This window comes from Paraburkholderia sp. RL17-337-BIB-A, assembly GCF_046025895.1.
In the GTDB taxonomy this organism is placed as follows: domain Bacteria; phylum Pseudomonadota; class Gammaproteobacteria; order Burkholderiales; family Burkholderiaceae; genus Paraburkholderia; species Paraburkholderia fungorum_C.
The window spans coordinates 267490-294104 of sequence record NZ_JARESY010000003.1 but is presented as its reverse complement, the minus strand read 5'-3'; the positions used below and the strand labels follow the sequence as shown (position 1 = coordinate 294104).

27 protein-coding genes and 6 pseudogenes are annotated in these 26615 nt (G+C 61.3%); 14 read left to right on the top strand and 19 right to left on the bottom strand.

The features are described 5' to 3' along the window. The first annotated feature begins 825 nt into the window (after window positions 1–825). Window positions 826–1617, top strand: a complete 792-nt coding sequence (locus P0D84_RS39160) for a phytanoyl-CoA dioxygenase family protein (protein ID WP_408347143.1) — start codon at window positions 826–828, stop codon at window positions 1615–1617. A 376-nt stretch (window positions 1618–1993) separates the two neighbouring features. Here P0D84_RS39160 and P0D84_RS39155 read toward each other — a convergent pair whose 3' ends face one another. Then, on the bottom strand, window positions 1994–2188 hold the full coding sequence (locus P0D84_RS39155) for a hypothetical protein (protein ID WP_408347140.1): 195 nt from the start codon (window positions 2186–2188) through the stop codon (window positions 1994–1996). Window positions 2189–2640: 452 nt separating this feature from the next. On the opposite strand from P0D84_RS39155, the gene P0D84_RS39150 reads away from it, so the two are divergent. After that, window positions 2641–2805, top strand: a complete 165-nt coding sequence (locus tag P0D84_RS39150; protein ID WP_408347137.1) for a hypothetical protein — start codon at window positions 2641–2643, stop codon at window positions 2803–2805. Window positions 2806–3538: 733 nt separating this feature from the next. On the opposite strand, the gene P0D84_RS39145 is transcribed toward P0D84_RS39150, so the two are convergent. Both P0D84_RS39145 and P0D84_RS39140 read right to left on the bottom strand, forming a co-directional pair. After that, window positions 3539–3784, bottom strand: a complete 246-nt coding sequence (locus P0D84_RS39145) for a DUF6723 family protein (RefSeq protein WP_408347134.1) — start codon at window positions 3782–3784, stop codon at window positions 3539–3541. Window positions 3785–4974: 1190 nt separating this feature from the next. Next, window positions 4975–5205 (bottom strand): hypothetical protein, encoded by a 231-nt coding sequence (locus P0D84_RS39140; protein ID WP_408347131.1) that lies wholly within the window; start codon window positions 5203–5205, stop codon window positions 4975–4977. 79 nt (window positions 5206–5284) lie between these two features. On the opposite strand from P0D84_RS39140, the gene P0D84_RS39135 reads away from it, so the two are divergent. Both P0D84_RS39135 and P0D84_RS39130 read left to right on the top strand, forming a co-directional pair. Further along, complete coding sequence (locus tag P0D84_RS39135; protein WP_408347128.1) at window positions 5285–5554, top strand: hypothetical protein; 270 nt, start codon at window positions 5285–5287, stop codon at window positions 5552–5554. 119 nt (window positions 5555–5673) lie between these two features. Beyond that, entirely contained in the window at window positions 5674–6231 is a 558-nt protein-coding gene (locus P0D84_RS39130; protein WP_408347125.1) for a transposase, read from the top strand. A 118-nt stretch (window positions 6232–6349) separates the two neighbouring features. On the opposite strand, the gene P0D84_RS39125 is transcribed toward P0D84_RS39130, so the two are convergent. The 4 genes and pseudogenes from P0D84_RS39125 to P0D84_RS39110 form a co-directional block, all read right to left on the bottom strand. Further along, window positions 6350–6478 (bottom strand): DUF2934 domain-containing protein, encoded by a 129-nt coding sequence (locus P0D84_RS39125; RefSeq protein ID WP_408347122.1) that lies wholly within the window; start codon window positions 6476–6478, stop codon window positions 6350–6352. Between the two features lie 23 nt (window positions 6479–6501). Continuing rightward, a complete protein-coding gene (locus tag P0D84_RS39120) occupies window positions 6502–6996 on the bottom strand; it encodes an MgtC/SapB family protein (RefSeq protein ID WP_408347119.1) in 495 nt (164 codons plus the stop codon). 322 nt (window positions 6997–7318) lie between these two features. Beyond that, window positions 7319–7438 (bottom strand): annotated as a pseudogene (locus P0D84_RS39115) (phosphate signaling complex protein PhoU); the annotation flags it as partial. A gap of 901 nt (window positions 7439–8339) precedes the next feature. Then, window positions 8340–8570: pseudogene (locus P0D84_RS39110) on the bottom strand (manganese catalase family protein); the annotation flags it as partial. A 204-nt stretch (window positions 8571–8774) separates the two neighbouring features. On the opposite strand from P0D84_RS39110, the gene P0D84_RS39105 reads away from it, so the two are divergent. The 5 genes from P0D84_RS39105 to P0D84_RS39085 all read left to right on the top strand — a co-directional run bounded on the left by P0D84_RS39105 (window position 8775) and on the right by P0D84_RS39085 (window position 13929). After that, window positions 8775–9365, top strand: a complete 591-nt coding sequence (locus P0D84_RS39105; RefSeq protein ID WP_408347116.1) for a hemerythrin domain-containing protein — start codon at window positions 8775–8777, stop codon at window positions 9363–9365. Between the two features lie 1140 nt (window positions 9366–10505). Continuing rightward, a complete protein-coding gene (locus P0D84_RS39100; protein ID WP_408347113.1) occupies window positions 10506–11000 on the top strand; it encodes a YciE/YciF ferroxidase family protein in 495 nt (164 codons plus the stop codon). An 879-nt stretch (window positions 11001–11879) separates the two neighbouring features. Then, window positions 11880–13013 (top strand): response regulator receiver protein, encoded by a 1134-nt coding sequence (locus P0D84_RS39095; protein ID WP_408347110.1) that lies wholly within the window; start codon window positions 11880–11882, stop codon window positions 13011–13013. 272 nt (window positions 13014–13285) lie between these two features. Next, window positions 13286–13591 (top strand): hypothetical protein, encoded by a 306-nt coding sequence (locus tag P0D84_RS39090; protein WP_408347107.1) that lies wholly within the window; start codon window positions 13286–13288, stop codon window positions 13589–13591. A gap of 32 nt (window positions 13592–13623) precedes the next feature. After that, window positions 13624–13929 carry a hypothetical protein gene (locus P0D84_RS39085; protein ID WP_408347104.1) on the top strand — a complete coding sequence of 102 codons (306 nt, stop codon included), beginning with the start codon at window positions 13624–13626 and terminating at the stop codon, window positions 13927–13929. Here the strand turns inward: P0D84_RS39085 and P0D84_RS39080 are convergent. Continuing rightward, window positions 13850–14254: an ABC transporter permease gene (locus P0D84_RS39080; protein WP_408347101.1), complete on the bottom strand. Its 405-nt coding sequence runs from the start codon at window positions 14252–14254 to the stop codon at window positions 13850–13852. The two genes, P0D84_RS39085 and P0D84_RS39080, sit on opposite strands and share 80 nt — an antisense overlap. Before the next feature lie 361 nt (window positions 14255–14615). Here P0D84_RS39080 and P0D84_RS39075 point away from each other — a divergent pair. The 3 genes and pseudogenes from P0D84_RS39075 to P0D84_RS39065 form a co-directional block, all read left to right on the top strand. Next, window positions 14616–14765 (top strand): annotated as a pseudogene (locus tag P0D84_RS39075) (ISNCY family transposase); the annotation flags it as partial. 52 nt (window positions 14766–14817) lie between these two features. After that, on the top strand, window positions 14818–15132 hold the full coding sequence (locus tag P0D84_RS39070; protein ID WP_200655180.1) for a transposase: 315 nt from the start codon (window positions 14818–14820) through the stop codon (window positions 15130–15132). Next, window positions 15129–15812, top strand: coding sequence for an IS3 family transposase (locus P0D84_RS39065; RefSeq protein WP_408347098.1), 684 nt, complete (start codon window positions 15129–15131; stop codon window positions 15810–15812). The genes P0D84_RS39070 and P0D84_RS39065 overlap by 4 nt, the downstream gene beginning before the upstream one ends. On the opposite strand, the gene P0D84_RS39060 is transcribed toward P0D84_RS39065, so the two are convergent. Together P0D84_RS39060 and P0D84_RS39055 are read right to left on the bottom strand one after the other, a co-directional pair. Continuing rightward, a complete protein-coding gene (locus P0D84_RS39060) occupies window positions 15736–17106 on the bottom strand; it encodes an IS30 family transposase (protein ID WP_408344547.1) in 1371 nt (456 codons plus the stop codon). The genes P0D84_RS39065 and P0D84_RS39060 overlap by 77 nt on opposite strands. Before the next feature lie 57 nt (window positions 17107–17163). Further along, window positions 17164–17898, bottom strand: coding sequence for an IS6 family transposase (locus P0D84_RS39055; protein ID WP_179741847.1), 735 nt, complete (start codon window positions 17896–17898; stop codon window positions 17164–17166). Between the two features lie 268 nt (window positions 17899–18166). On the opposite strand from P0D84_RS39055, the pseudogene P0D84_RS39050 reads away from it, so the two are divergent. Further along, a pseudogene (locus tag P0D84_RS39050) lies at window positions 18167–18244 on the top strand (IS6 family transposase); the annotation flags it as partial. An 845-nt stretch (window positions 18245–19089) separates the two neighbouring features. Beyond that, window positions 19090–19779, top strand: coding sequence for an IS6 family transposase (locus P0D84_RS39045; RefSeq protein WP_408347094.1), 690 nt, complete (start codon window positions 19090–19092; stop codon window positions 19777–19779). A 61-nt stretch (window positions 19780–19840) separates the two neighbouring features. On the opposite strand, the gene P0D84_RS39040 is transcribed toward P0D84_RS39045, so the two are convergent. From P0D84_RS39040 to P0D84_RS39000, 9 genes and pseudogenes are all read right to left on the bottom strand, one after another. Beyond that, window positions 19841–20281, bottom strand: a complete 441-nt coding sequence (locus tag P0D84_RS39040) for an SET domain-containing protein (RefSeq protein WP_408349690.1) — start codon at window positions 20279–20281, stop codon at window positions 19841–19843. Between the two features lie 498 nt (window positions 20282–20779). Beyond that, the gene (locus P0D84_RS39035; RefSeq protein WP_408347091.1) at window positions 20780–21058 is read right to left on the bottom strand and encodes an HU family DNA-binding protein; all 279 of its coding nucleotides are present in this window, start codon (window positions 21056–21058) and stop codon (window positions 20780–20782) included. A gap of 85 nt (window positions 21059–21143) precedes the next feature. Beyond that, entirely contained in the window at window positions 21144–21431 is a 288-nt protein-coding gene (locus P0D84_RS39030) for a hypothetical protein (protein WP_408347088.1), read from the bottom strand. Next, the gene (locus P0D84_RS39025) at window positions 21431–21691 is read right to left on the bottom strand and encodes a YlcI/YnfO family protein (RefSeq protein WP_408347085.1); all 261 of its coding nucleotides are present in this window, start codon (window positions 21689–21691) and stop codon (window positions 21431–21433) included. Before P0D84_RS39025 ends, P0D84_RS39030 begins: the two co-directional genes overlap by 1 nt. A 645-nt stretch (window positions 21692–22336) precedes the next feature. After that, window positions 22337–23541: pseudogene (locus P0D84_RS39020) on the bottom strand (IS91 family transposase). 8 nt (window positions 23542–23549) lie between these two features. Then, a complete protein-coding gene (locus P0D84_RS39015) occupies window positions 23550–24473 on the bottom strand; it encodes a tyrosine-type recombinase/integrase (RefSeq protein WP_408347082.1) in 924 nt (307 codons plus the stop codon). 211 nt (window positions 24474–24684) lie between these two features. Next, window positions 24685–24954 (bottom strand): DUF1488 family protein, encoded by a 270-nt coding sequence (locus P0D84_RS39010; protein ID WP_408347079.1) that lies wholly within the window; start codon window positions 24952–24954, stop codon window positions 24685–24687. Window positions 24955–25282: 328 nt separating this feature from the next. Next, on the bottom strand, window positions 25283–25582 hold the full coding sequence (locus P0D84_RS39005) for a hypothetical protein (RefSeq protein WP_169491107.1): 300 nt from the start codon (window positions 25580–25582) through the stop codon (window positions 25283–25285). After that, window positions 25527–26551, bottom strand: a pseudogene (locus tag P0D84_RS39000) (IS630 family transposase). Before P0D84_RS39000 ends, P0D84_RS39005 begins: the two are co-directional and overlap by 56 nt. Window positions 26552–26615 lie beyond the last annotated feature (64 nt).

Genomic DNA, 26615 nt, shown 5'->3' with positions numbered 1-26615 from the left:
AATGAGCCGCGAATCTGCCAGTGAAACTGAGACGGCCATTTTGCTGCGCATGTCTGCATCGCGTGGGGCCCTGCTCGCAGCGAACCGCACCCCTTCATCGATTCGGGCCGCACGCGGAAATTCACGAGAACATGCCGCATCCACCATTGTCGCTTCGTTGGCTGGTGCGCCGCGGGTCGCGCTGGTGCTTGCCCTGTGCGCCGGCGCGATCGTACTCGGCCCACGTCAGGCGATAGGAATTGCCACCCGTTCAGGAATTACTGCGTGGCTTGGCCGCACCGCCCGGGATGTCATGCTCAGGGCCATATGAGAATCTGCATTGGACCGGTAGGCGCACACTTGCGGCAATCCATAGCGCTTCGCATTTACGATGAAAGTAGCAGCGGCGCTCCGGCAGGCGGCGCTGCCGGGACACACGGCTGCCAGGACAGCGCCTTTCCGCAAGATCCCGCGGCGAAACATGAACGACGGACAGACGGCCTTCGCGATGCGAATGGATGTCCGAACTATCTCGGCGCCTACGCCCCGCCAAGGCCCCTCTGCCACGAAGAGCTCCGGTCGCAGAGTCGCCAGGCAGACGTCAAGGATTCCGCACAGCGTTTTCACGCTTTGTCCCAGAAAATGGCCGTTCCCCGCGGAAATTGCGAGCACGAGATACGGTCGCTATCATGGAATCAGCACAGCGTCAGACAAGAAGCGTCGGCGCACGCGCGGGTAGTGTTCATCGAAAGCAGACGTGGCACCTGTGGCGTCGATCCCGTCCGGTTGACGAACCGCCGCACTGCGCGCCGCTTGAAGTGCCCGGGTATGGCTTGAGGAGAACAGATGGTCCGTTATTCAGATGATGAGCACGACGCATATGCGCAGAGCTTCGGGCGTGATGGCATCGTAGTGTTAAAGCAGCATTTCCCGAAGGAAACGCTGTCACGCTGTCGAGCGGCATTTGACGGACTGCTTGCCCAGCGGCTGGCAAGAAATGCGACAGCGGTGCGGGGAGAGAACCGGCATTACATCACTCTGCCCTTTGCAGGCGTGTTCGCCGACGAGGCGATTTTTTGCGATCCCGATATTCTGGCGATCGTCGAACGGGTCGCCGGCGATGATCCGGTCATGTGCCAGTTGGCAACAGATACACCCCTGAAGGGGTCAACATACCAGGACGTGCACCGCGACACGCCTGCGCTGTTCGATGGTTTGGACGAGACGCCCTCTTTCCAGCTCGCGGTCGACTTTCCTCTGTGCGACGTAACGCTCGGGAACGGTCCGTTCGAAACCACGCTCGGCACGCATAGAATGCGGGCGGATGAAGCGTTGATCGCATACCGGTCCGGCGCCCGGCCGCTGCAACCGGTAGAAATGGAACTGGGCGACGTGATGATCCGGGACGTCAGGGCCTTGCATCGCGGCACGCCCAACCGGACGGCGCTTCCTCGGCCAATGGCCGTGATCGGCTATAGCCGAAGCTGGTATTTCCGGCCCGAAGTGCACGTCGATGTGCCCCGCGACGTGTATCAGAACCTGGGCGCTCGTGCGAAGCGTCTGCTGCGTCATATGCCGCAGGTCGATGACGCAGGTGCAATGGACAGCGGCGAAACCTATCTCAAGTTTGCTTACTGAGCGATGCACTGGCGAGCCCGCCGCTTCGCGCTGGCTACGCTCCGCCGGACTCGGCCGGTATCCAGCGAAGTCCAGAGCGCCATGCCGGCCTGCGTTCGGGCGCCCACCCACCATTGGCCGGGGAGCAGATGCTGTCGGTATCTGACGGAGAACCGTGACTGCAAGGGGTACCCGGCCTCTTGCCGGCACGCGCATGTGTGCCAACCTGGCAAGCACACCATCCGGGGGGAGACGGGGGGCCCCTGGAAGGAGCGGATTGCCTGCTTCCCGCACAAGCTCACCATGCTTTGTCGCATATGGCGAAGGCCGGTCGAATTCCCGCACCGGGTGGACCGGCAGGCGGCTGCGCAGCCACCCCTGTTGTATCGCCAGGTCTCTAGAACCCGACGCCGACCCCTACTCCGCCGCCGACACCGCCGCCGCCGAAACTGCCCCCTCCAATCCCGATTCCCAGACTGGTGCGCGGCGCATAGTATGCCGGTTCGTCACCGGTCCCGTAAGCCGGCGGCTGCGCAGCGACGCAGCCCGCGACACTGAATGCGAGGGCCACGATGCTGAGTACCCTGAACATGACGTCCTCCCTTTGCAAGAACTGCACGATTACACAGCAATATCCAGGCCTCCCGATGTCAGCTGCTGTTCGTCCCTTGCCGCACACGCGACATGGCTAGGCAGGCGGGGATGCCAGCGCATAACGTCTAGCCCGACCACGACCGGCACGCACCCAGAGCCACCCGGGCTTCTGAACGCGAACGGCGGGGGCGGACGCGGGAGCGGGCTCATTCCGGAGACTTGCGCTGCGCTAGGTTTGCATTTGGGCAGATTCACGGAGCTGACGCCGACGGCACGGCCGCCGCGGCCGGGGCGGCGGTGGTGGATAATGCTTCGTGTCGCCGCCGACCGGTTCACGCCGAAGCGCGAAACGTTCGCCGGAGCACGACTGACGTCGACCGCTGGTGGTCTCGACTATCGTCATTGCAGTCACGGCTTGATCCTTCGTGAAGTTCTCCCCGGCAGTCGACCATGCTCCCAACCAACGACCTTTCCCTTGAATTGCGCGACAACTGCGACCATTTCGTCCATTTCTACGAAACCGAGTCCGGCCTGACCGAGGAGGTCGGCGCCTTCCTGCAACGCGCAGTGAATGCAGGCGGTAGTGCGATCGCTATTTGCCTCTGGCTGCAGTGAGGAAGTTATCGGCTTGTAAACGCCCTTTTCAGATCAGCAGCAGCCTGATTATCTGCCCGCTGGGCTTCATCGAGCACCGCGCCCATGCAGAAAAATTCATGAGTAATCCCAACGAAAGTCCGGAAGTCCACACTAACCCGGCGTTGATCAGCGCTTGCGCATAGGCGGCTCCTGAAGCCCCTTCAGGTTCGCACGCAAAAACGGAAAGTTCTGGATCCTGATCCGACGATGTGGACTCACGCAGTGCGTCACTGCAGTTACGCGCAAACCCGTCATGCCACCGGCAACGTACGCGCGAGCGCCTCAGCATCTAGAGTCATCGCGGTTTCCCATTCTGTCACTCGACGACGCGTCACTCACGCCAGCGCTCGGCAACGCGTTCAACCGGAATGGATCTGGCCACAGGAGTCCATCGTGTCGATCTTGCGGCAATTTCGGCTTCTGATCGTATGGCGTCGACCCGACGCCAGCAGACGGCTCGCAGCCGCCCGAACGCGGATTGACAGTTTTGTAAGCGCAATAGTGAAGGTTTTATCTCGGTGTTATCTCGGTATACAGACGGATAGGGCGGCAGTCGCGTCGGAGCGTAGTGATCATGCTGCCGGCCTGGACCCAGGTCGGCTGCGATAGCGTCGCGGCGCGCCTGGCCGGACAAGCGTGCGTCCTCCGCTCGCACACCGCCGTGGAAAGGCTGACGTGTCACAGACGAACGAGCGTCGGGGGGCGCGACGCGTTAGCTTTCCGGCGAAGCCCGATCTGCTGCGACGATGGCGCGTCCGTACTCGATCGCGGCGCGGCGCGCTTCATCCGGGCGATCGCAGGGGCCGATCTCGGGCGCACCGTCGAACGGAAACAGGAGTCTGCGATCGGCTTTGCGGATCACCTTCAGCGCGCCGATATATCGGCCGTCGGCCCTGCTGCGGTAGCTCGCGTAGATCTCGAATTCGTCGTCGGCCACGTCAGCCTTGTGTCGTGCCATTTCAGATTTCTTCTCCGCGCTAAAAACTTCTATGTGATCCAGCGCGATGCGACCGACGCAGTTACCAGACGCCGGCCGCCGGGCTTAGAAAAATGCGAGCGGAAGGACCGCGCGTGCACCGAATCGAGCAACAGCCGTTCCTGCGCGCAAGGCAATTGCGCGCGCAATGCGACGCTCCAGGCGCAAGCGTCCCCCCGTCAACGACAATAGTTGTGGCGGGTTCGAGGTAAAACTGCATTGCGCCTGATTGATCCACGACTCGTCGTAAAAAGTAGGGGAGCTGTGGATCGCCTGCTGCCAAATCAGACCACATTCGGGTCTCTTCGGGAGAGGCAACGGTAAGCTTCGCGGTCAAAGGGACCAAAGGGCGAACAGGCATCCAATATTCAGCGAGCGGTCCATTCGACCTACGGTGTGTTAGACCAGGCGCATCGAACGAACAGAGCGTCGAAACGCAAGCGCGATCGCGCGTTTCAAGGCGGCCAAGACACGCACTTCTAGATGCGTCGGGCCGACATCCTTATCTGCCCGCTGAGGAAAAAACATGTTCGACGCCGAAATTGCCGCGACGCTCCTGAACCGGCGGACCGTAACCGTGCGCACCCAGAAGACCCGTCAGCGCTGGCACTCCTGCAGGAAGGCACGCTGCATTTGAGCCATGAACGGGGGACGTCCTCGCGGACGCTGTTGCCGCAGACCGTCGTCTTCGCGTTGGATGTCTGACGTTCGCCGACGGCTCCCGTGGTTTGCGCGTCATGGACGCGACCGGACGTCCTGCTTGACCCGGTCCATCGGTCTCATGCCGAACTTCCGACGTGGACGCGGAGCGGTCGCTCAGACGCACCGTAAACGGCCATTCAAATCGTCGATAGCATCGCGCGCAGCTTTAGGCACGGGGCTGAGCTGTGCTCGGTCGCTGCCAGTGCGCGCTTGCTGCGTCGAGCTACGCAGTGTTTTGGGTATTGACATGCGGAAAGCCGGCACCGCGATCGCAAGCAAGGCCGGCCGCGGCGGCTCGGCGTCGTGGCCTTGGCAGTGGTCCCGCGCACAATTCCGTACGAAATATTGGAAAAATCGGCGCCAGAAACCATTCGGCCTGCCGTTATCGAGAAGATAGCCTGTGGCGATTGCCTGGCAGCGCCAAAACCGCCATGTACCGTTTCGAGTCAACCGAGCGATTCCATGCAGATTCAGTCAGCAACCGCCGCAACGTCCTTCACTGCTGCCGCGGCGACCGAGACCGCCTGGGGTACTGGCGGGTCGTCCGCTTCGCAGGCCGGCAGCACCGGCGCATCGTCCGCGACGAGCACAGTGGCCGCCGGCACGCCCGCCTCGACCGGAGGGGCGACCGGCGGTACGTCGACGTCGTCGAGCGGAGCGACGGGCGGAGCTTCGTCCGGCTCGACACCCTCCCCCTCCACTTCGGGTTCGCGCGGCGCAGGCGGCGGGGGTGGTGCATCAGCGTCTTCCGGCAGTTCCTCGACGACCGAACTCGACGAGATGAATGCACTGGTGATGTCGCTTGAAGCCCAGCTGGCGCAGGTCTCGTCCAGCACCGGCAGCGCGGCGGGCGGCGCTAACGCCGCCCAGATCAACGCGATCAAGGCCCAGTTGCAAAGTGCGCAAAGCGCGTTGAGCGCGGCGGCGCAGAGTTCGAATACCACCGAGGTCAGCCAGATCGCGACTCAGCTGCAGAGCGCGCAGGATGCCCTCGCCCAGATGATGGTGGCCAGCGGTCAGACGACGGGCCTGCTGTCGACGAGCGCATAGGCGGCACGTCCTGGCCCCGGACGGTATTTCTTTGGAAAGCATGGCGGCATCTGCCACATACACTCATTCGAAGGTAGCCGCTATGCTTATGCGATTGCCTTGGGGCACGCTCTCGCAGAATGACCGCTTCTGTCGGCACTGAGCCGAACAACGACTGGCTCAGGCCGACCAGCAAGAACCGATCAGGAAATTTCCGCCGGTGCGGGCGCGGACCGGCACCGACGCTGACGTTGCACAAGATTTTCAACTACATCCTTCAGCTGCTGTACATGGGCTGTCAGTGGAAGGTGCTGCCGATCGAAAAGAATGACGAAGGTCGTCCTGAAATCCACTTCACGCGCATCTATCGGGCGTTGCGGCGAAGGCAAGCCGATGGCTGCATCGACGCGATTTTCGCAGGCTCGGTGCTCAGGCTTCATCAGGACCAGCTCCTGGACCTCACGGTCATTCACGGCGACGGCACGACCACTGCCGCGAAGAAGGGCGGCGACAACCTGGGGTACAGCGGACACAAACACCTGAAAGGCGACAAGGTGGTCGCCTTCTGCGATCGCCGCTGCAACGTGATCGCACCATTCGTTTCTGCCCCGGGCAACCGCAACGAATCGCCGCTGTTACGTGATGCGCTGCCCAGACTGAGCGCCTCGCGATCCAGGCGTTCCTGTCCACTGCCTTGATTTGACCGGTTCCTACGGCCTGCTTAACCACTGGAACCTCGCCCACTGACCGCGCCGAAACGGGACAAATGTAGTTCACGCCGGCGCATCGTCGGGTTACGCTGCATCCTGCGCCGCATCAGCACTGTCGGCGCCCGCGCTCTTCCTCGACAAGGCGGCGAGCCTTCTGCCAGTACTCATCGGCGCAACCCTCCATGCTGCCGTCAGCCTCCCAGAGCGCATACGGCTTCGCGCGGACCAGTTCCAACCGGCGGCGGATGCGCCCGGCCCCTATTCCTCGTGCCTCGTAATGATATCGCGGTCTTGTTGTGGCAGTTTCAACCAGCGCCGGTGCAGCGCACGCTCGACCGGACGACCAAGGATCAGCAGCAGGACCAGAAGCACGGTGGCTGTGAGCGCAATAGACCATGCACCTATACCGCAGACGATGCCCAGCGCCGCTGTTACCCATATGGACGCCGCGGTCGTAAGCCCACGAATTTTCTCTTCGCCGCCGTTATGAACGATAACGCCGGCACCGAGGAATCCAATCCCAGTAATGATGCCCTGGATGGCGCGAGAGGCATTCGCATCAATCCCCACTCCGCTTACGGCAACCCCTGCGCCTGCCATGGTTACAAGGCAAGCGCCGAGCGCAACCAGACCCAAGGTTTTCACGCCGGTGGGTTTGCCGCGGAGATTGCGGTCCACGCCCACGACGCAGCCAACAAGCACTGCGACGACCATTCGCAACAATACTTCACGGAAAACTGACCCAGCCAGCATGACCGTTACCCTTCTGCAGCCTACGTAGGCAGTCTACAGCGAGTTCACCATCACGGAATGGTTCCCTGACTGCCGACCACTACGTCTCCAGGGGCCCTGAAGCCGGTAGCAAATGCGGAGCAAGACCGCTCCCGGCTCCATAGTGCTCGCTTGCTGTCAGCCCTCGGTGCCAGCCAGCTTTCATGTTCGGGCACCCACTCGAACAAGAAATCCCCCTGCGTGACGCGGCGTCTCACCTGCCGTTTCTACACGGCATTCCCTGTATTTCAACAATCGCCACGCTGGCGGACGTCGCCCCTCCTTCCCGGGTCCCAACGTCAGAGGCAGCGCGCTCCAGCTGGTCGCAGGATATATGGCGAACATCGGTACTCTTACCAACGTAGACAACGCACTCGGCGAAGTTGGTCGCATGGTCGCCGATATATTCGATGGCCTTCGCAACGCGACGACAGGCACGCGCCTGTGCGACACCATTATCAACCGCCCATCATCGGATTCACCATCACGCAGAGAAAGGCGACGATTGAAAGGGATGTGTTCGCGAGTGGAGAAGTGGAGACACAGAGCACTCCTGAATCAGTGCATGGGACGTGTCCCAGGTGTCAAGCATTTCCAAATATGGACTTGGGCAGAAAATGGTGGCAGGTGACCGCACCCGGAGTACTGACCCATCCGGAAGGCTGACGCTATCGTTCACGGTGCTGTTTACCGGCAGACGCGCAGACAGAAACTGTCCGAGGGAGGCAGGTCGACACGCTTATCGAGGTCCGGCAGGCGGCCGCGCGGGCGCGTGCCGAAGAAGCTTTGGTGACACGGGTTGCTGCGAAGGTGCACGGGAGACCGCTATGCCGTCGGCATTCTCTCTCACCACGGCGGCTCATGCCCTGTCATCACCTATGTCACGTTCACCCCGAATCCCGCGCGTCCTGAAGATTGCGAAACTGACTCACCTGAACGGTAAGTCAGTCCAGGCAATTTTCGGATAAGGTATGGAGGAACAAATGGACACTGACGACGTACTGTCCTTTGTGCGTCTTGCACTGTTGTATCCGGCGCTCGTTTTCGTTGGACTGTGGTTCATGCTTCGTGGCGACCGGATCGTCAGCTCAGTCCGCCGTTTTCCTGAGGACGCCGCCTTCCGGCGGCATACGAAAAGAGAGAGAACTCCATATAGGTGCTACATCGTCGGCCAGGCAGGACTTCGTCGCGCTCGACCCGTCAAAGTCTCGCGTACACGAGAGGCGAGTCCGATACTGTCGCGTCAGATGCGCAAGGAGGCGTTTCGCGCTTGAGGTGACGACAGAATTCGACGCCGTCCATAGTGTGCATTGACCTCAACGCTTCAGCAGCGCCGTGGGGTGCGAATCGTTGCCGCCTACAGTCAGCGAACGGTAAAGCTCGGCTTCCTGTTCGACGCCTTCCGCGAGCTGGCCCCTCGCCCCCTTGTTGAGCATCGCGACGATAGACCCGATGATCTCGAGATGGCGCATCTCTTCCGTCGCAATGTCGAACTGCATGTCGCGCCCGCCTGGGTCTTCCCCGCCCACCGCCTGACTGAAATAGCGACACGCTGCACAAGCAATTCTCAACGTCCAAGTGGCACCGACAGGCAGGTATCCGGCTTGCTCCTCCGACAACATCGACCCCATAGGGGCGAAGCGATTGCACGGGCAAAGCCACCGCGCAACATGACGATCGCTACAACTCGGCCTTCCCGGGTCCGCCTGCACCCTGATCGTCCGGCGCCGTCATCACACAGGGCACTCTGGAGAACTGTCATGCCTGACACCGCTTCCTCGATGTCTCCGACCATTACCTCAATGATCCGGCTGGATCATATGCATGTGCTCGCAGCGTTCCATCGCTATCACGCCGACAGCCCCGGGTGGCGCAAGCGCGCCATCGTTAATTCGACCTGTGCCGCTCTCGAGATCCACGCGCAACTCGAGGAAGAGATCTTCTACCCGGCGTTGGCCACAGTACTGACCGACGACCCAACGCTCAGCAAGAGCCGTCCCGAGCATACCGAAATGCGGGCTACGATCGGCAGCCTGCGCACGCTGGGGCCGGAGAATGCCGCTTACGATGGGCTGTTCCATCAACTGATACGGGAGGTGACGCATCATGTGGCAGACGAAGAGACGGTGTTGCTGCCGGCCGCCGAGCGGGCGCTCGCCAGTGACCTCCGCTCTCTGGGCGCCAGGATGACACATCGCCGGCTTCAGCTGCTCGGCGAGCGACCGCGCGAAATTGCCGTCAATACGGCGGGCACGTTTCCGGTGGCGACCTTTCTGATTGCCTCGCTCGCTGTACTCGGCATCACGCATTGCCTGCCAAAGTCGCGAAGACTGCGGGACGATACTTACTGAGCCGGCCTTGGGCTGGATGGGACCAACTGGTGCCCGGCCGGAGTGTCGTTGAGGGCTGCTCCGCGGACAGCGCGAAGCGCACCGGTTTGTTGTCACCTGCCCCTTGACGCGCAATTCGCTCGCAACGACGGGGGTCGGCTGCTGCGGGCGTGGCCCCGAGCAAGGGCGCCGTGCCGAGCGCGCGGCCCTCGACGAGCATCAAAGCCGCCCATCGGCGCAATGCTGAAACGCGTCATGGACCGCAGAGGCGCAGATGGGGCATCGACAGCCGGTCTCGCTGGGGCGCCCGCAGGTGCATGCGGATGGCGAACAGCGACACGACGAGTCCGATTTCCGTGAGCATCCGCATACGGTGCGCGTCGCGCGTTAGGTCGAGCGTCCCCACGCCGTGGCGGCGTTCCCTTGACCACGCCCACGACGAGAGAGATCATCGCACCGGCTAGCGGCAAACGCATGGTCGGCCCGCGCGCCGGTGCGAGAAAGGGGAGCAATGCGCCAACAGCAGGAACCAGACGGCCTGCCTGCTCATATCGAATGCTTCAAAAGGGAGCAAGAACGGCCGAGCGCACGTCTGCCCGAGGTCCCTTTCAGGTAGGCAAAAGCAGGCGACGTTCCACAGCCCTTTACAGGGCGACGATCCCTAGCGGGACGCGGTGCTATTTGTGCAGCTTCTGCCGTAGCGAACTCACGTCGTTCGCCGTGATCGGCTGTGCGTTATTACGCCCGCGAAAATGGCCCCCCATGACACGCGAGGCAGGCCGGTTTGAGCGTCAAGAATTTGCACGATTGCGTCTCCCAGAGGTAAGGCAGTTCAGACGCGGTCCCGGCAACTAAATTCCGAAGCTTTGCCCGCGCTATGTCGCCGCAACGGACGTTCCCGGGAGACGCGGAGCGGCGCAAACGGCGACAGGGTCCAGCTCCGCGCAAACGTACAGGAAGCGAAGTGATGCTGCAAACCTGCTGAAGCTCGCGGCTACGGCTCCATCAACAGAACTGCGGCAAGCGACGTTTCTTATCGGATGCGGCGAATCGAGTGAGCGACGTTTTTGGCGGAAAACACGGGCATGTGGTTTGCGGCCCTGACCGTCACACCGCACTCGCCGGTAGGTGAGTTTCCGAAACTGACTCGATGGAGTAGCCATGACTACGAAGACGCTGAAGGATCTGTATATTCATTCGCTGTCCGACATTTACAGCGCCGAAAGGCAGATGACGAAGTCGCTGCCCAGGATGGCACGCGCGTCGACCAATCCGGGTCTCCGGTCGGCATTTGAAACGCACCTGGAGGAAACGCAAGGTCAGATTGAAAGACTTGACCAGGTCGTCGACGCCAGCGGGATAAAGCTCAAGCGCATCAAGTGCGTTGCCATGGAAGGCCTGATCGCGGAAGGCCAGGAGCAGATTGACGAGATTGAAAAGGGTCCCGTCCTCGACACCGCACTTATCGCCGCGGCCCAAAAGGTCGAGCACTACGAAATCGCTGCATATGGCTCGTTGATAGCATTGACGAAACAGCTGGGTGAAACGACTGCTGCCAAACTCCTGGCCGATACGTTGGAAGAAGAGAAGGCCACGGACCAGAAGCTGTCCCTGATTGCCGAGGAGAAATCGGCAGCAGAATCTCTCCGCCAGTAGTCCCGCTCTGCTTTCGCCAGCTGCGGACCGGCACCGCCGGTACCCTGTCAGGCTGAGAACAGCGCCCTGTTCGCGCCGGCGACAGGCGCCCTCAGCCTGGCTGAGGCCAAACGATAACCGCCTTCCGGAAGAGACGCTCAAGGGTAGTGGGAAGTTGCACCGCACGGACAAGCGCCACGTGTCCGTAACCAGCCGTGGAGCTGGTGCTCAAGCGTCCTCCTCTCTCCCGGATGTCAAATGGATCTTCCATTGGAACTATTGCCGTTCGTTGCGCACGTGGCTGGAGGCTCGTCTATATTTCGGCGCAGAGCCTTGTCCGGGCGCGTCTTCGTCGACCATTGCACCCCCGAACTGAGAGAGGACGAAGGAATCTCACGCGCGCGGGCTGATCACAGCTGCGCACCGGAGGGAGCCTCTGGACTCCAGATGTTCTCTGACCTGCCGCGAGTTCCTCGTTGCCGAGACCATGTTCGGCAACCTGCCCTGAACGGCCAACGACGGGGAGCCGTTCGCGGATGCTCGCTATCCGGCGCGCTGCCAGGCATACCGCATGCGCAGGTGCGATAACCAAGCGGTCTGCGCGATGAGCAGGATATTGCTGGTCCACAACGAGCCTGACCTGGTCAAGGTTCTGCAAATGTGCCTGGAGTCAGAAGTGGCTCGATCCGGACAAACCGGGCCATCACGCGGTCCCTGAACGGGCTGTCTCGAAGCGCGTGCAAAAGCTGTCGGACCCAAGGCGTTTTATAGTCTGGCAAACGCTAGCTTTTAGCGTTTGCCGCACGAGGTGGATGTCACAAACTTCACCGCACCGACCACGTTGCTTGAGAAAGCGTAGGGGAATGCATCGCTCAACTTGCGCGACAACAGGGGAAATGCATGGCTCAGGCAGAACGCTACGACTGGAGAGCATGGTTCCACACATGCATCGGCGGCAGCCCGGCTCTCTGTGCGAATGTGAACGACCTGCTGCGGATTAACGTGCTGCCATGTGCACTCGTGTATATCGATACGCAAGGCAAGGGAAGCCCTAACTGTACCCGTGTTGACCCTTTCTGCTACGTCGAACAGGCGATAACGTTAAACCGGAGCCTGCTCGCTGCCGGGATGCCCACGCTCACCATTTTCACGAACGCACGCCGCGAAATACAGCGCTATCTCGCCAGCGTCGATGCGTCGGTGCGCCCGGAATTGCGCGACCTGACACCATCATTGACGCTGCCCAGAACGACCCGCTTCTATGCGGCCCACTTCAAGCTCGATCTTCTGGAACAGATCGGCAAATCCGTGGGCGCGGGGACGCTGGTTCTGCTTCTCGACACGGATATGGTCGCGTTGCGACAGCTTGATCAGGACGTATTGCGGCGCTGCTACCGCAGCGGTGTGGGGGCCTTCGACATCTCCGACCAGGAGTTCTTCGCGTATGGAGCGGCGCGCGTCGTGGGCGATCTCGAAATCGTGGCCGGAAAGCGCCTGAACAACCCGCGGTGGTTTGGGGGCGAGTGCCTTCTTGTTTCAGCAGGCTTCATCCAGGTGCTGATGCCTCGTGCGCGCGAGTGCTTTGAACGTTATACCCTCGCAATGCACAGGCTCAATCACAACGGCGACGAAGCATTTATTTCCGCCGCGCTTAACCTTCTGGCCGACAACGGACATCAGATCATCGACGTTGGGGCATATCAGTTGGTCGGTCGCCACTGGTCCGGAAATACCCACAGGGATCTTCGGTGGTTCAGACACTGTTCTCTGCTCCACCTGCCGGGTCGAAAAAGAATGCTCGAGCGGCAGGCCCGGATGGCTAGTTTCAAACCGGACCGTATCTGGAGGCAGATAGTCAGCGCCCATCTCTTGCCTGCATTGCGACGCCGACGAAACGCCTGTTGCGACGAAAGTGGAATGCGTCGCGCCAGCGCGCCAGTGTGTCCCGCGCGCTCCGCCGGGCAGAAACCCGGCTCGCCGTGCTGCTGGTCGACAGCGAGCCGAAGACGCTCTCGCGGCTCGCGTCCATGCTGACGTCGCGCGGCATGACAGTGATGTGCGCGGCCGATCCGGCAGAAGCGCCCGGAGCCGCGAAGTCTACGCATCCGCGGGTCGTGGTGATGGCGAACATGTCGAGGGATCGCGAGGCGGTCCCTGAGATCGAATCGTTAAGTACCTCGCGCGAACGTTCCCGGCCGACCGGCTTCTGGACGTGAACGTTTCGGGTACGTTTTCGATGGTAAGCACTTGCCCTGGTCTACTTCCCCAGGCACATGTGATGCGGGTATTAGTCGCTAGCGTAGACGTTGTCGTCGAAGGAAGCCATGTCTAGCCAGTCTTATGCGCCGTATCGCGGCTACTGCATCGAAGTTCACGCCACTCCAGCACGGGCAGCCGTGATGGGCGGCATCGCGCGTCGATACCGGGTGTCATGGACGGTTTCATCGCTGGAGCATCCGGAGCAGTCCTTTGCAAGTTTTCCAGAGCAATTCGACTTTCTTTCCGAGCAAGTGGCTTCGAGATTCGGCGAAAACCGGGCGCATACATACACCGATTCCGTGGTGTGCGTTCCGTCCAGGATACGGGCAAGCGAATTTCATATTCCGCGCTGATTCGATAACCCGGCAGGACGACGGAGACCCGAATGACTACGTTTGGCATCGACGGCATACGCATTGATCCCGCTGGCCACATCACGCATGTTCGCTGGGCCCCCATCGATCCTAAGACTCATGACTGGCTGTCTCCGACCAGGATCGTTGAGGTCGGCGACGTGGTAAAAGCGATCCGCGCGGGGGAAGTGTGCTGGTCCATTTTTACCCTCGGTGGCAAACGATTTCTCGGCCCAGGCATACGGGTCGTTGCGCACATCAATGGTCCTGATGGGATCGACACGGATGTCCCCGGCGGAAGTATCGAAAAGTGCATGGACGACCTCGCGCCGGTCTGATGACCAGATCGGTACGCGACAGGGTGCGTGCGACCATGATGACGGCGCCGAGCCCAAGTTGGACGCCGGTCATTTCGCCCAACGCGATGAGGAGCCAGCCAAACGACAAGCCGAGTCGCAAGCCATTGAAAATACTCGGCGACGCGCCACGCAAGGTCACAGAACGGAACTGCGCCGTGCCGGTACAGCCGAGCATGGCGGCGACGTCGAACAATCGGGCAGCGACCGAACGCACGCCAAATACGGTGTTGAGCATGATCGGATAGAACGCACCAAGGAGAACCAGGAAAACTGCCGAACTGGAGCCGAGGCCAAAGAAGATCATGGCCAGCGGCAGCGGCGGTGACCGGAATCGGTCGCAGCAGCGACAGCAACGGATCCAGCAGCATTCGCAGCAGGCGCGAACGCCCGAGCAGTAAGCCCAATGGCACGCCGGCCAACGCTGCCAGCCCGAAGCCCATGAACACCCTGCGCGTGGAGGCCAGAGATGCACCAGTAGGGTGGCGCTGAAGGCATCGTCATAAACGCCGCCAAGCGTGAAATCCCACATCATGATCGCGACGTCTGTCGGCGAAGGAATCAGCGTGATGCCCGGACCAATCGACCAACATCCACCACAGCGCCAGCAGCAGGATCGGCACGACCAGCCCTAGCGCCACAGCGCGCACAGTGCGGGATCGATGGACGCGGGTCTCTGGGTGCCGCGCCGGCAGCGCCCACCGAAGGTCTACCAGCCGCGCGCCCGGCGCGCATGTTTCGGCGAACTGGTGCAGATCGATGGCAGCGATCACCGCTGGTTCGAGGACCGTGCGCCGGCCTGCACGCTGCTGGTGTATGAAGTTGACCCGCAAAAACGGACGCCTATCCTTTTGAAGAGGAGGTGCCGAAATGGGCAAGCATCGTACCCCGTACCCGGCGGAATTCCGGGCGCAGATGGTTGAGCTGGTGAAGGCCGGGCGCACGCCGGAGGAACTGGAAAAGGAGTTCGAGCCGACCGCGCAGACCATCTACAACTGGGTGGCACAGGCCGGTCGCGATGCGGGCGTGCGCCATGACGGGCTGACCACCGCCGAGCGGCAGGAGCTTTCGCGGCTGCGTCGCGAGAATCGGCAACTGAAGATGGAAAGAGACATCCTCTCTCACGCAGCGGCCTGGTTTGCCCGGGAGACGGGAGCCGTATCGCCGAAGGATACGGATTCATGAGAGCGAACCGGGCCCGTTGGCCCATCGCCACAATGGCGCGGCTGCTCAGGGTCTCCACGAGCGGCTATTACGGGTGGCTGGCAAGAGAGCCATCGGCGCATGCACGCAGTGACGCGCAGCTGCTGGCGCGCATCCGCACCCTGCATGCAAGCTCGCGTGGCACATACGGGGCGCCACGTATTCATGTGCAGCTCCGGCGTGATGGAGTGCACGTGGGGCGCAAACGGGTGGCGCGTCTGATGCGTCTGGATGGTCTGTGCGGGGCCAGCCGCCGGCGCTGGAAGCTCACCACACACCAGCGCGCGGGAGCGCGGCGCGCGCCCGATCTGGTGCGCCGCCACTTCAGCGCCGCCGCGCCGAACGTGCTGTGGGTGGCTGATGCCACCTACGTTCCGACCGGCGAAGGGTTTCTGTATCTGGCCGTAGTGCTTGATGTATTCAGCCGGCGTATCGTGGGCTGGGCAATGTCGAACCATCTGTACACCGAACTGATGCTGCGCGCACTGGACATGGCATTGTTGCAGCGGCGGCCCGCGGGCGTGATCCATCATTCGGACCAGGGGTGTCAACTTAGGTTCAAGGAGTCGTTGCAACACTTGTTTTTTAAGCTGTGGATAGTAACTCTTCAAGCGCTTCAGCGGGCGTCTTCCACTGAAGGGCTTTGCGCGGTCGGGCGTTGAGTGTGTTGGCGACCGCATCGAGTTCGCGTTCAGAATATCGACTGATGTCGGTGCCTTTGGGGAAGTACTGTCGCAACAGGCCGTTGGTGTTTTCGTCAGTTCCACGCTGCCACGGGCTTCGCGGATCGCAGAAGTAGATTGCCAAACCCGTGTCGATTTGTAGCTGCGCATGCTGGGCCATTTCCGCGCCCTGATCCCAAGTTAGCGACTTGCGTAAATGCTCGGGCAGCATCGCGATCTTCGCGGCAATGGCATTGCGAACAGCCTCGGCGCCGTGGCCAGCTAACGCCGGCCCGTTCTTCACCCGAGCGCCAGAATTGTGGCCCGGCATGGGCGGTAGGTGCAGCAGCATTGTGAATCGGGTCGTACGTTCAACCAAAGTGCCAATTGCAGAGCTGTTCAGGCCGATGATCAGATCTCCTTCCCAATGCCCAGGTACAGCACGGTCGGCAACCTCGGCCGGGCGCTCACTGATCAGCACCTCGGAGGTGATGAAGCTTTTTCCTCGCTGCTGCGTTCTGGCCCGTGGCACGCGCAGTGCCCGGCCGGTACGCAGACACGCAGAGAGTTCGCGTCGCAATGCACCACGGCCCTGAATGTAGAGTGCTTGATAGATGGCTTCGTGTGAGATCTGCATAGACTCATCATCGGGGAAATCAAGTCGCAACCGGCGGCTGATCTGCTCCGGACTCCAGCAAGTGCCCCAACGCCGGTCGGCCCGACGACCATGCCGTCTTCCCTTCCACGGTACGTTGGGTCCCGGTATCGGCCGGCCCTTCTCATCGGTAACCGCATTCGCCAGTCGGTCCTGCACATAAGCCCGTAATCGCTCGTTCTCGGCGAGCTTGCTGGTCTTGGGCCGCCTTGCCGCTCGCTCGGCTTTCCACTGCGCGACCGTCGCCCGATAGGTCAGCGTACCGCCACGGGTCGCGGCATTGCGGCACAGTTCGCGTGAGATGGTCGAGGGCGAACGACCAAGCCGCCGTGCGATCTCGCAAACCCCGCAGTCCTGCGCCCGAAGCAAGGCAAGCTCCTCACGCTCCGAGAACGATAAATAGCGACCCGAGCGCGGCGCCAAATCTATCGGCGGCATGCCTCCAGCCTGGCGAAACCATCGCGGGCCCAAGGGCTGCGACACGCCGCACGCCAACGCGGCGGCATCACTCTCCATTCCCTCGGCAATGCAGTTCCAGAATGCTTGTTTCGTCTCTAACTGATTGACACCTGGCCTGCCCGGTGAAGACATCGATGCCCGCCCCGTCTGTTGCGCAGCCCAACCTCGTGGTCGTCCCATTTAACGGCTTTGTCAACTTTCCGTATTCAGGCGGACTTCAGGATAACTGGCAATCGCTCAGAAACCAGTCGACGGATTTTGGGTGAGCTCAGTGAATCGATGCCACGCGGCAAAGCGTTCGCTGAGTTGTTTGCGGTACAGCGAAGCACGCAGCAGATGTCGCTTGAGCGCGAAGTGCTGCCGGATCGGACCAAAGCTCGATAGAAATGCCTGCGTGCGTTTGCGCTCACGAAAGCCCCGCATGCGACGCTCACGTTCGCGCGTGGGCTGATGACTGTTCTCGGCTCGGTTGTTTAACCGGGCGGCGGCCTTAACGAACACATGCTTGACGTTGGCCAGTTCGCGGATGTCCGCCTTCGCGGCCGGGTAGCTGCGCAGCTGGTCGGTGACGATTTTGCGTGGCACCGGACACGAACGAAGCAGGTGCTTGAAGAAGCGTTTGGCGGCGGCCTTGTCGCGTCGCTTCTGCAACAGGATGTCGAGCTCGGCGCCATGTTCATCAACCGCGCGCCAAAGCAAGTAAGGCTCCCCGCGCAGCGTCACAAACATCTCGTCGAGATGCCAGGTGCTGCCTGTCTTGCGTCGGGCCGCTTTCACGCGGTGAGCAAAGCCTGCACCGAATTTGTCGCACCAGCATCGGATCGTCTCGTACGTCACGACCACGCCGCGCTCGAAGAGCAACTCCTCAATGTCGCGCAAGCTCAACTGGAAGCGAAAATACCAACGCACGGCGCAACTGATAACACCAGCGGGGAAACGGTGACCGTGATACAGCGATTTTGATTTCTTCATCGCGCCATCTTACGCGACGACCCCAACAACCTGACAACGCCTACTCCACCATTGCCAGACAGCGCCGCACACACCACGGTACCTTCCCGCAGAATCGCCGGCAACCCATCGAAATTACCTACGGACCAGAGCCACCCGCTGACGAAATCTGCTTGCTGAAAGGTAACTGTATTAAACGCGCGCCGCATGTTGTGCCGCATCGGGTTGTGTCGCGCTAAGGATGCAGGAGTAAAATTTAGGCGCACATTTTCCTGAAGTGAAGCGTGATATGAAGAAGGCGACTGCGAGAAAAGCCCTGCCTGCCGGCGTAGCGAAGGTACTCAAGCGCCTGCACTATCCGCTGGACGGTGCGACACGTGTCGCCGTCAGCCGCGCGTCAAGCGGCAGGTAGTTGGCGGTAAAGCTCGTTCTGGTCTTGTCGTACGCGGCGATCCGAAACGATCGCAGTGCTGCGACCTGCTGTACGACCAGCAGTTGCCTATCCAGACATGCGCAGCCGGTAACGGTTGGGTGTGAAGCTCTGGAGACAACGTGCCTGTCGACAGAAGGTTCACCCCGGCGACGGGGAAGGAATTGGCACTGCCAGCCGCCGTGCGGTGTGAGGTGCAAGGCAAGTTCCGCATGCGCAACATAGGTGAACTGTTGATAAACCTCGTGAGGATAGCTGGGCCAAAGCGGCTGTCAGGCCCTGCCAAAAAGGCGTGTAGCCGGTTGCTTCGGTCATCCAACGAAGCACGTCGTCACAAGTGCTGCCGGGGGAAAGACAGGCGCTAAACGGACAGGCCCGGGAACATTCGGGTCGGCGAGGACGGGAACGTGGTAAGTCCAACTGTCCGCCTGCGCCAGAAGATTGGCGCAGGCAGGTGACCTGCAAGGGAAGCTGTTGGGCAAGTGGATATGAGAACGCGGAAAAAGCGAACGGTGGCCGGTAATAGGTCGCATAGGGGTTCAAGATTTGCCCTGACTCGAAAGAGTGCAGACTTCCGTGTGGTGCAGTTGTCGCAGGCCCTCATCTGGGATTCGATGAAGGGCAGCTTGTGAGAGACCGGTATTTCTACGGTTCAGCGCCCTTTGCTTCGGTAACGAAGTGAATCGACGATGCGACGCGTGCGAAGGTTGTCGGACGTGCTTGGCAACCAGCGTCTTCGTGACGCTTAACGCTGTGCGCGCGCGCAGTGCGGTGAAAGTCGCATGCTGCGTTCTTCGGGGGCCGCGTTCCTGAGAGGGGCCGCGGCTACCCTCTTGATCCTGCTATGTGTGCGGTGGTATGTGGCCTACTCGTTGAGCCTTCGCAATCTCGAAGAGATGATGGCTGAGCGCGGCTTTGAGGTTGACCATTCCAGCGTGCATCGCTGGGTGATCAAACTGGTTCCGTTGTTCGAGAAGGCCTTTCGCAGGTACAAACGCCCGGCCGGCAAGAGCGGGAGGATGGATGAAACCTACGTTAAGGTGCGTGGCCAGTGGAAGTACTTGTATCGCGCAGTGGACAAGGCCGGTAATACGGTGGATTTCCTGTTGCGGGCGCATCGCGACAAGGCTGCCGCGCGCCGCTACTTCGAGAAAGCCATCGATCGGAACGGCGCGCGTGAGACCGTGACCATGGATAAAAGCGGTGCCAATCTGGCCGCCCTTCAGGCCATCAACGCTGAACGGAAAACGCCCATCAAGGTCCGGCAGGTCAAGCATTTGAACAACATCGTCGAACAGGACCATCGGGCCATCAAACGCCGAATCACGCCAATGATGGGCTTCAAGGATTTCCGGTGTGCTCGCATCATCCTGTCAGGCATTGAGACGATGCATATGATCAGGAAAGGTCAGATGAAGGACGACGACGTTACTCGAACCGCTGCCGATCAATTCTATTCGTTGGTGGCATAAGGATTCCTTGTCATCGCGGAACTTTTTTGCCTTGCCAACCTTATCGCGACACAACCCCTGTTCACGCTGCGTCGGCCAGCATCGAGTGACGACAGTCCGCCGCGGCGCACCGACACGCGTACTGCGCCCGAACGTCTTCATCCAGAGGATCGTCAGTGGCCAGCAAATATTCAATAAACAGTTCTTCACCGGCCTCGATAGGCCGGAGCGTGTGGATGAAGATGCGGCCAGCGTCTTCGATCGTCTCGCAGTTGGGCGCGCATGCGTGGTTAAGCCATCGTGCGCTGTTGCCACCGCGGCTGCCGTCGATGACGCGCCCGTCCGACAGACCAAACAGGAACGTGTGTCCCTCGACGCCTTCACGCCGGTGCCGGCGAACGGCATCTCGCCACGCGGTGATTTCACCTTTGTACTCGAGCACGCGCTCGCCAGCTGCAAGCGGCCTCACTGCGAACACGCCCTTGCCGTGAACTGACGATCGCCGGACGATCACACGCCTCATGCTGTTACCTCGACTGATATGCGCGCCAGTATACAAAAGGCATAAATTCACATCCACACCGACGTGATGCGTTACTTGCGTCAGGGTGGCGGCTCCGGTAGTGGAATGCAGCTGGAAGTTCAGGTTGTCGCAACCAGCCTGAGGTTGGCAGCGCGACCGACCGGAGAAGGTGCCCAACTAGAACAGCTGGGCGCCGAGCTCGCACAGCCTGTTCCACTTCCCAGTGCTGACAAAGATCCTGCCCGTGGTATCGAGCGATTCGATCATCGCGCGCTGCCCACGCGCTTCTGCGATAACGCGCACGATGCGCGTCCGGTAGCGCCACAGCGCACCGGTCGGTGGACACAAGGCTTCCCGCCGGATCCGCGATCGTCCCGAGTTCCAGGTCCTGGCCCTGCCCGATCACTCCGTGCCGTTGCTGCCGCCAGCACCGGTAGCGGCTGCCCTGCCGACAGCCGCGCCATCGGCAGAAATCTGGCCGACGGCTTGCGTCTGGTCTCAGGCGCCGTTCACGGCATCCTTGAACGCCTTGCCCGCCGTGAACTTTACCGTCCTCGCAGCAGGGATCTGGATCTCGGCGCCGGTCGCCGGATTGCGGCCGACCCGCGCGGCGCGCGCGCCCGTCGAAAACGAACCGAACCCGACCAGCTGCACCGTGCCGCCTTTCGTCACTTCGCCGGTGATCGCCGCGATCACCGCATCGATCGCCTCGCCGGTTGCCGCCTTGCTGCCGCCCGTCTTCGCGGCCACTGCGTCGACCAGTTCCTGCTTGTTCATTGCGTGTTCCTCGCTATGGTTGTGAATGCCGCCACCTTACCCGATCCGCGCGCCCTTGCGCAGCCGGCGCGCCGTCGCACCCGGTTCACGACACAGACCAGGCGCGCACGTCGAGGCGTGGCCGCCACAGGACGCCGCCATGAAGCCGGGTCTGCGCACCGGGACTACTCTGCTGTCGACCGGCCGTATCCGCGGGATGGATCTGATAGGCAGGCGGCCGCCGACCGCGCCGCAGACACACCGGCGTGCCGGTGCGGTGGGTCTGTGCGTCATTGCGCTGGTTGAAGGCTGTTGAAACGAAGTCGGCGAGTGCACCCTGTTGCCGTCCGCCAAAGCGACGATACTTGCGGGTACGTTCTGCGACCCTGCTCACTACTCGCAAATCTGATCGCCGAACAGATCCAAGGTCGTGCCATGCTGCTGCGCCGGCAGTGCCCCGCTGCGGACTTGGGCGACCACTTGCTGGGGCAGCCAAGCGTCTTCCATTGCGTCGATGCCCTTCTCGATCAGCTGCTTGAGAAAAAACGACTGGCTACGCCCTGTGACTTCCGCCAGCAGTCTCAATCGCTGTTCAATTGCCGGCTCGACGCGTACCGCGATGACCCGCGACCTGTTCTCTGACTTCCTTCTCAACCTCTGCTCCTGATTGCATCTGTGCGCCACACACCGGCGCATTGGCACGCTGTTTTACCACAACCGGACGGAGCGGCGCCGGGCAGCGCAGTTGGCTGCCCGGCAAAGGCAGCGCGTCGATGGGCGAACGTGATCCATGCTGCGATTTCCATCCGGTTGCTGGGCGCTACCCGCAGGGCTGACGACGTTGTGTCAACGCGAAATCCCTTTCCCGCATACGGGCGCCGCGCGCTACTCCGGAAACTGAGCTTGCAAAAAACGTGTATCAAAACCGCGCCATTCAGATAATGCAGAGCGTTTTTTCGTTAGCGATCGCGGCTACAGGCGCATCACCAGGCCGATCGAGATCACTCCGCGGTCGGTAACGAAAAAACCGTTTGCGCTAAACCGCTCCGCAGGCGGTGACCGCTATGGGCAGTGATTGACTGCCGCGGTAATTTGCGAGGCTCGTGGTGGGTTATCGCACCTGTGCTCGACACCATCGCGTGACGCCTGCGTGGCGAGAGACGCACGAATGTAGTGAGCCGCGGACCAAGGCTTTGACTTTTGTGCCATTCGGGTGCTGCGACGAATCGAAGGTACGAGTGCAGCCGCGCTTGCCTCGTCGGGATAGGCAAACGTGTCCAGAAACAGGTGCATTGGCAACTAGTGCGCATGGACGGAACCTGGGGGGGCTCGTGGGAGGCTACCGGGCATACTTTCAATGCGGAGCATGCGGCCCGTGCCGCACACGGGGCAGTCGCGCAGCGACTTGCCGGTCAGTCGCTGGTAGCGGTCACGGTAGTCTTCGCCGGGCTCGGTTGACGCAGCGGCGGGAGCCTCGACGCCGAGCAGTTGCCGGCAGGTAGCGAGCCTGTCAGAGCGGTGGCAGTTGGCCATCCATCCGTAGCTGCGGATGCGCTTGAAGCCCTCGGGCAGCACATGCAGCAGGAAGCGGCGAATGAACTCATCGGCCGTGAGCGTCATGGTCCTTTGCCTGGCCTCGTGCCGGTAGTCCTTCCAGCGGAACTGCACGGTGCGCTCGTCGAAGGCAAGCAGCCGGTTATTGGAGATGGCGACGCGATGGGTGTAGCGGCCCAGGTAGTCGAGCACGTGTTCGGCGCCACCAAACGGTGGTTTCGCGTAGACGACCCAGTCCGCGTGAGCAGCGGGCGCGAGCCAGGCGGCGAACGCTCGCGGGTCACGCAACGGCTCAAGCTGGCCACGGAAGTGCAGCGCGCCGGCGTCAAACGCGCGGCGCAGCTGTTCGAGAAACAATCGGCGAAAGAGCCGTGAGAGCACCCGCACGGGCAGGAAGAAGCCAGGACGGCAGGCGATCCAGCGCTCGGCGTCCGGCGCGATGCCCCCGCCTGGCACAACGCAATGCACATGGGGATGATGCAGCAGATTCTGCCCCACGTATGCAGGATTGTGATGAAGCCGATCTCGGCACCCAGGTGATTCGGATCGGCGGCGATCGTGCGCAGCGTCTCGGCGCTGGCGCGAAACAGCAGATCGTAGAGCGTCTTCTTGTTCTGCAAGGCGAGCGCGGCGATGGATTCGGGAAGCGTGAAGACGACATGGAAGTACTCGACCGATGAGAGGAGTTCCGCGCGCCGACGTTCGAGCCATTGCGCGCGGGCGAGCGACTGGCACTTCGGGCAGGCGCGATGCCGGCACGAGTTGTAGGTGATGCGCTGATATGAGCACGTATTGCACTGCTCGAGATGGGCGCCGAGCGCGGCGGTGCGGCACAGTTCGATGGCGCTCATCACGCGACGCTGGACACGACTGAGCCCCTCGGCATGGGTTTGCCGATACTGAGGTCCGCAGCGGCGGAAGATGTCTGCCACTTCGATCGCCGGCCGCATGACTGGGTTCAGACGTCCTCTGGCACAGCGGGCGCAGACGGAATGGGTGCGGGGTGCGGAAGCAGGTCGAAGGGGCTGGTGGTGGAGCACACGGCGCTCGTGGCCACCGTCAGGTACCGCGAAGTGGTGGCAAGGGACCTGTGGCCCATGAGCAGTTGGATCTTGCGCACATCAGTACCGGCTTCGAGCAGATGAGTGGCGAACGCGTGCCTCAGCACATGCGGCGTAATCGGCTTCTGGATGCCGCTGCGCTGTCGTGCCCTGTTGCATGCCTGCCAGATCGCGGCAGTGGTAATCGGGTGTCCGGGGACGTCGCCGGGAAAAAGCCAGTCGCGAGGGTGAGCATTGAGCCAGTACGTTCGCAGGATCTCGAGCAGCCGTGGTGAGAGCATCACGAAGCGATCCCTACGGTTCTTCCCCTGGTTCACGCGGATGACCATGCGCTGGCTGTCGATATCGGTGGTCTTCAGGTGCGCCACTTCTGAAATTCGAAGACCGGCGGCATATGCGGTCATCAGAATGGCACGGTACTTCAGGCTGGGAATTGCGTCGAAAAAGGTTGCTACCTCATCGAGGCTCAGGATGACGGGGAGTCTTAGCGGCTTCTTCGGCAATGGAAAGTCCTCGTCGCTCCAGTCGCGTTTAAGCGTCACGCGGTAGAGGAAGCGCAGTGCACCGATCGTTGGGTGGAGACTGGCGGGCGCTAGCTTGCGCTCTTCCCGAAGATAGATGAGCCAGGCCCGTATCTCCTCGGGACCCAGTAACTCGGGCGAACGGCGGAAGTGCCGGGCGAAGCTTGAAACCTGAATAAGATAGGATCGCTGAGTATTTTCGGCGAGATTACGGATCTGCATGTCGTGTAACATACGTTGACGCAATGGCGTCATGGCGCACCTCCTGGAAGCAATGATGAAGCCCGGGTGGGCATCCATATATTGCTCCTGGAAACGTCCGCTTCTCCTCGCTGATGATCCAGCGCCTGATTACCATCTCTGATGAACGTCAGTTATAGGCGCTCGCTCTCCACCCCTACCGCGTCAGCGGTTTAGTGCATTAAGATTATCACCAAAAGCACGCTCGTGCTTTTTAATGCCAGTTCAACGCTATCTTCGACCCGAAAATCACCGCCGGCCAGCGGCCCCTTTAACGGGCCACGAAGTCGTTGACCGTCAGCGACAGTCGCTCATCTGGCCGCGCAAGTAACTTTCTTTGTGCGACCGCGACGATGCGGTTGCGGCCGCTTTCAAATGTTTTGAGCATGCGCGTCGCGTCGGCGCTACGCGGCAGCCAGAAATGCTCTTCGAGTGCGTCACGCGCAATTGCGCCTTCGACCTCGCGCCCGCGGATTGACAGCATGAAAACCACGGCGCGTCCGTCCGGCGAGACGGCGGGCGCGCGATCAAGAACTTCCATGACGTACCTCGACGATATCATTCGCGGTCTTTGTATTTGCACTGCGCCGCGCTGCGATAAATCTACCAGAGTTACAGGCAGCGCGATCGCCAACGGCATAACGATTCAGCCGGTACCCGGCGTCCGTGATCCCTGGTCACCATGAGGCTTTACTTCGAACTTCAAATTCCCCCCTCTCGCTGCCAGACGGGTTTTGTCCGGTAGTGTGTGCAGTTTAGACAGACGGTTAGTTGCAAATTCCTGAGTTAGCTCTCGCGAGTGGTGAGCTTTTACAGGAGTACCCGTGCAAACAGAACGGAACACCTAGTACAACATCCCGCAAATAGCTTTAATAATTGTCTGGCTGCAAATAAGGCTGCAGGAGCGTGACAACCAGTTGGGCCATTTCGGCGAGCGAACCTGAGCCAGGCAGAGGTTCCCATCGCCCGCTATGGCTACGAAAGGCCGCACCATAAAGATTGCGGCCGAGTTCACTCAGGCGTGCCACAACGGTCGACTCCTGATTGTCCAGGCGCTTGATCAGCAGATGACGCCCGTAAGCCTGCGTGACCACCTGGTCGTGGCCCAACAATTCACGCAGCTGACGCTGCAGTTCGCTTGCATGATGTTTCGCGGGTAAGGCAGGCATGACCGCTCCGGTTCAGGATGCGCCAGTTTGCAACGGGTAGCCGCGGAAAGTCCATCTGAAGGGACGTGCCGTCTGGTTGCGCTCGCCGGATGAACTGCTCTGTACGCTCGCGAAGATGCGCCGTGCTGGTGTGGCTGGCGTGACGTAGCACACGGCGCGTATAGAGCCCAAACCACAGTTCGATCTGGTTCACCCAGCTCGCGTGCAAAGGGGTGAAATGGAAATGAAACCGTCCATCGTGCCGCGCATTGAATGCCTGCCACACGGCCTGGGCGCGATGCGTGTTCAGATTATCCCAGATCACATGCACCTGCTTGCCCGGATACGCGGCTGCCACACTGTCCATGAAAGTCACAAGGTCTTCCTGGGTACGCCGGTCGCGGCAGCTTCCCAGTACCCGTCCGGTATGAACATCCAGCGCGGCAATCAGCGACTGCGTACCATGACGGATATATTCAAATTCCCGGCGGCGCAACCGTCCGGCTGACGGGGCGCGCCCTGCTTGCGCTCGATGGCCTGGATGCCGGTCTTCTCGTCAATACTCAGTACCACCGCATTCTTCGGCGCCTTGCGGTACAGCTTGCAGATCACGTTGACCTTCTCGCGAAAGGCCGGATCCGGACTATGCAGCCACTGTTGCACCCGATGCGGGCGAACGTCGCCAGCCTGCAGGATGCGCTGCACATGGCTGCGACTGATCTGTTCGACGATCCCTCGCTCGACTGCACGCGTCACAATCTCATCGAGCGTCGGCGTGGCCCGACCTTGCGCTTCCTGCACTTCACACGCCAGTGCGATCAGCTGCAGCCGAGTCTCCTGCGTGATGCGCGGCGGACGACCACTGCGCTCTGCCTCCCGAATCCCCTGCGCGCGTTGCCGCGCAATGCGCTGGCGCCACTGGCTGACGGTCTGCACGGACACGCCCAGTTCCTGTGAGATCGCCGCACTCGTGTAACCCTCGTGAGCCATTAACGCGATGCGTGACCGTGTCACATCGCGCTGTGCAGCCGTCGTGCGTCGGATCAGCGACTGC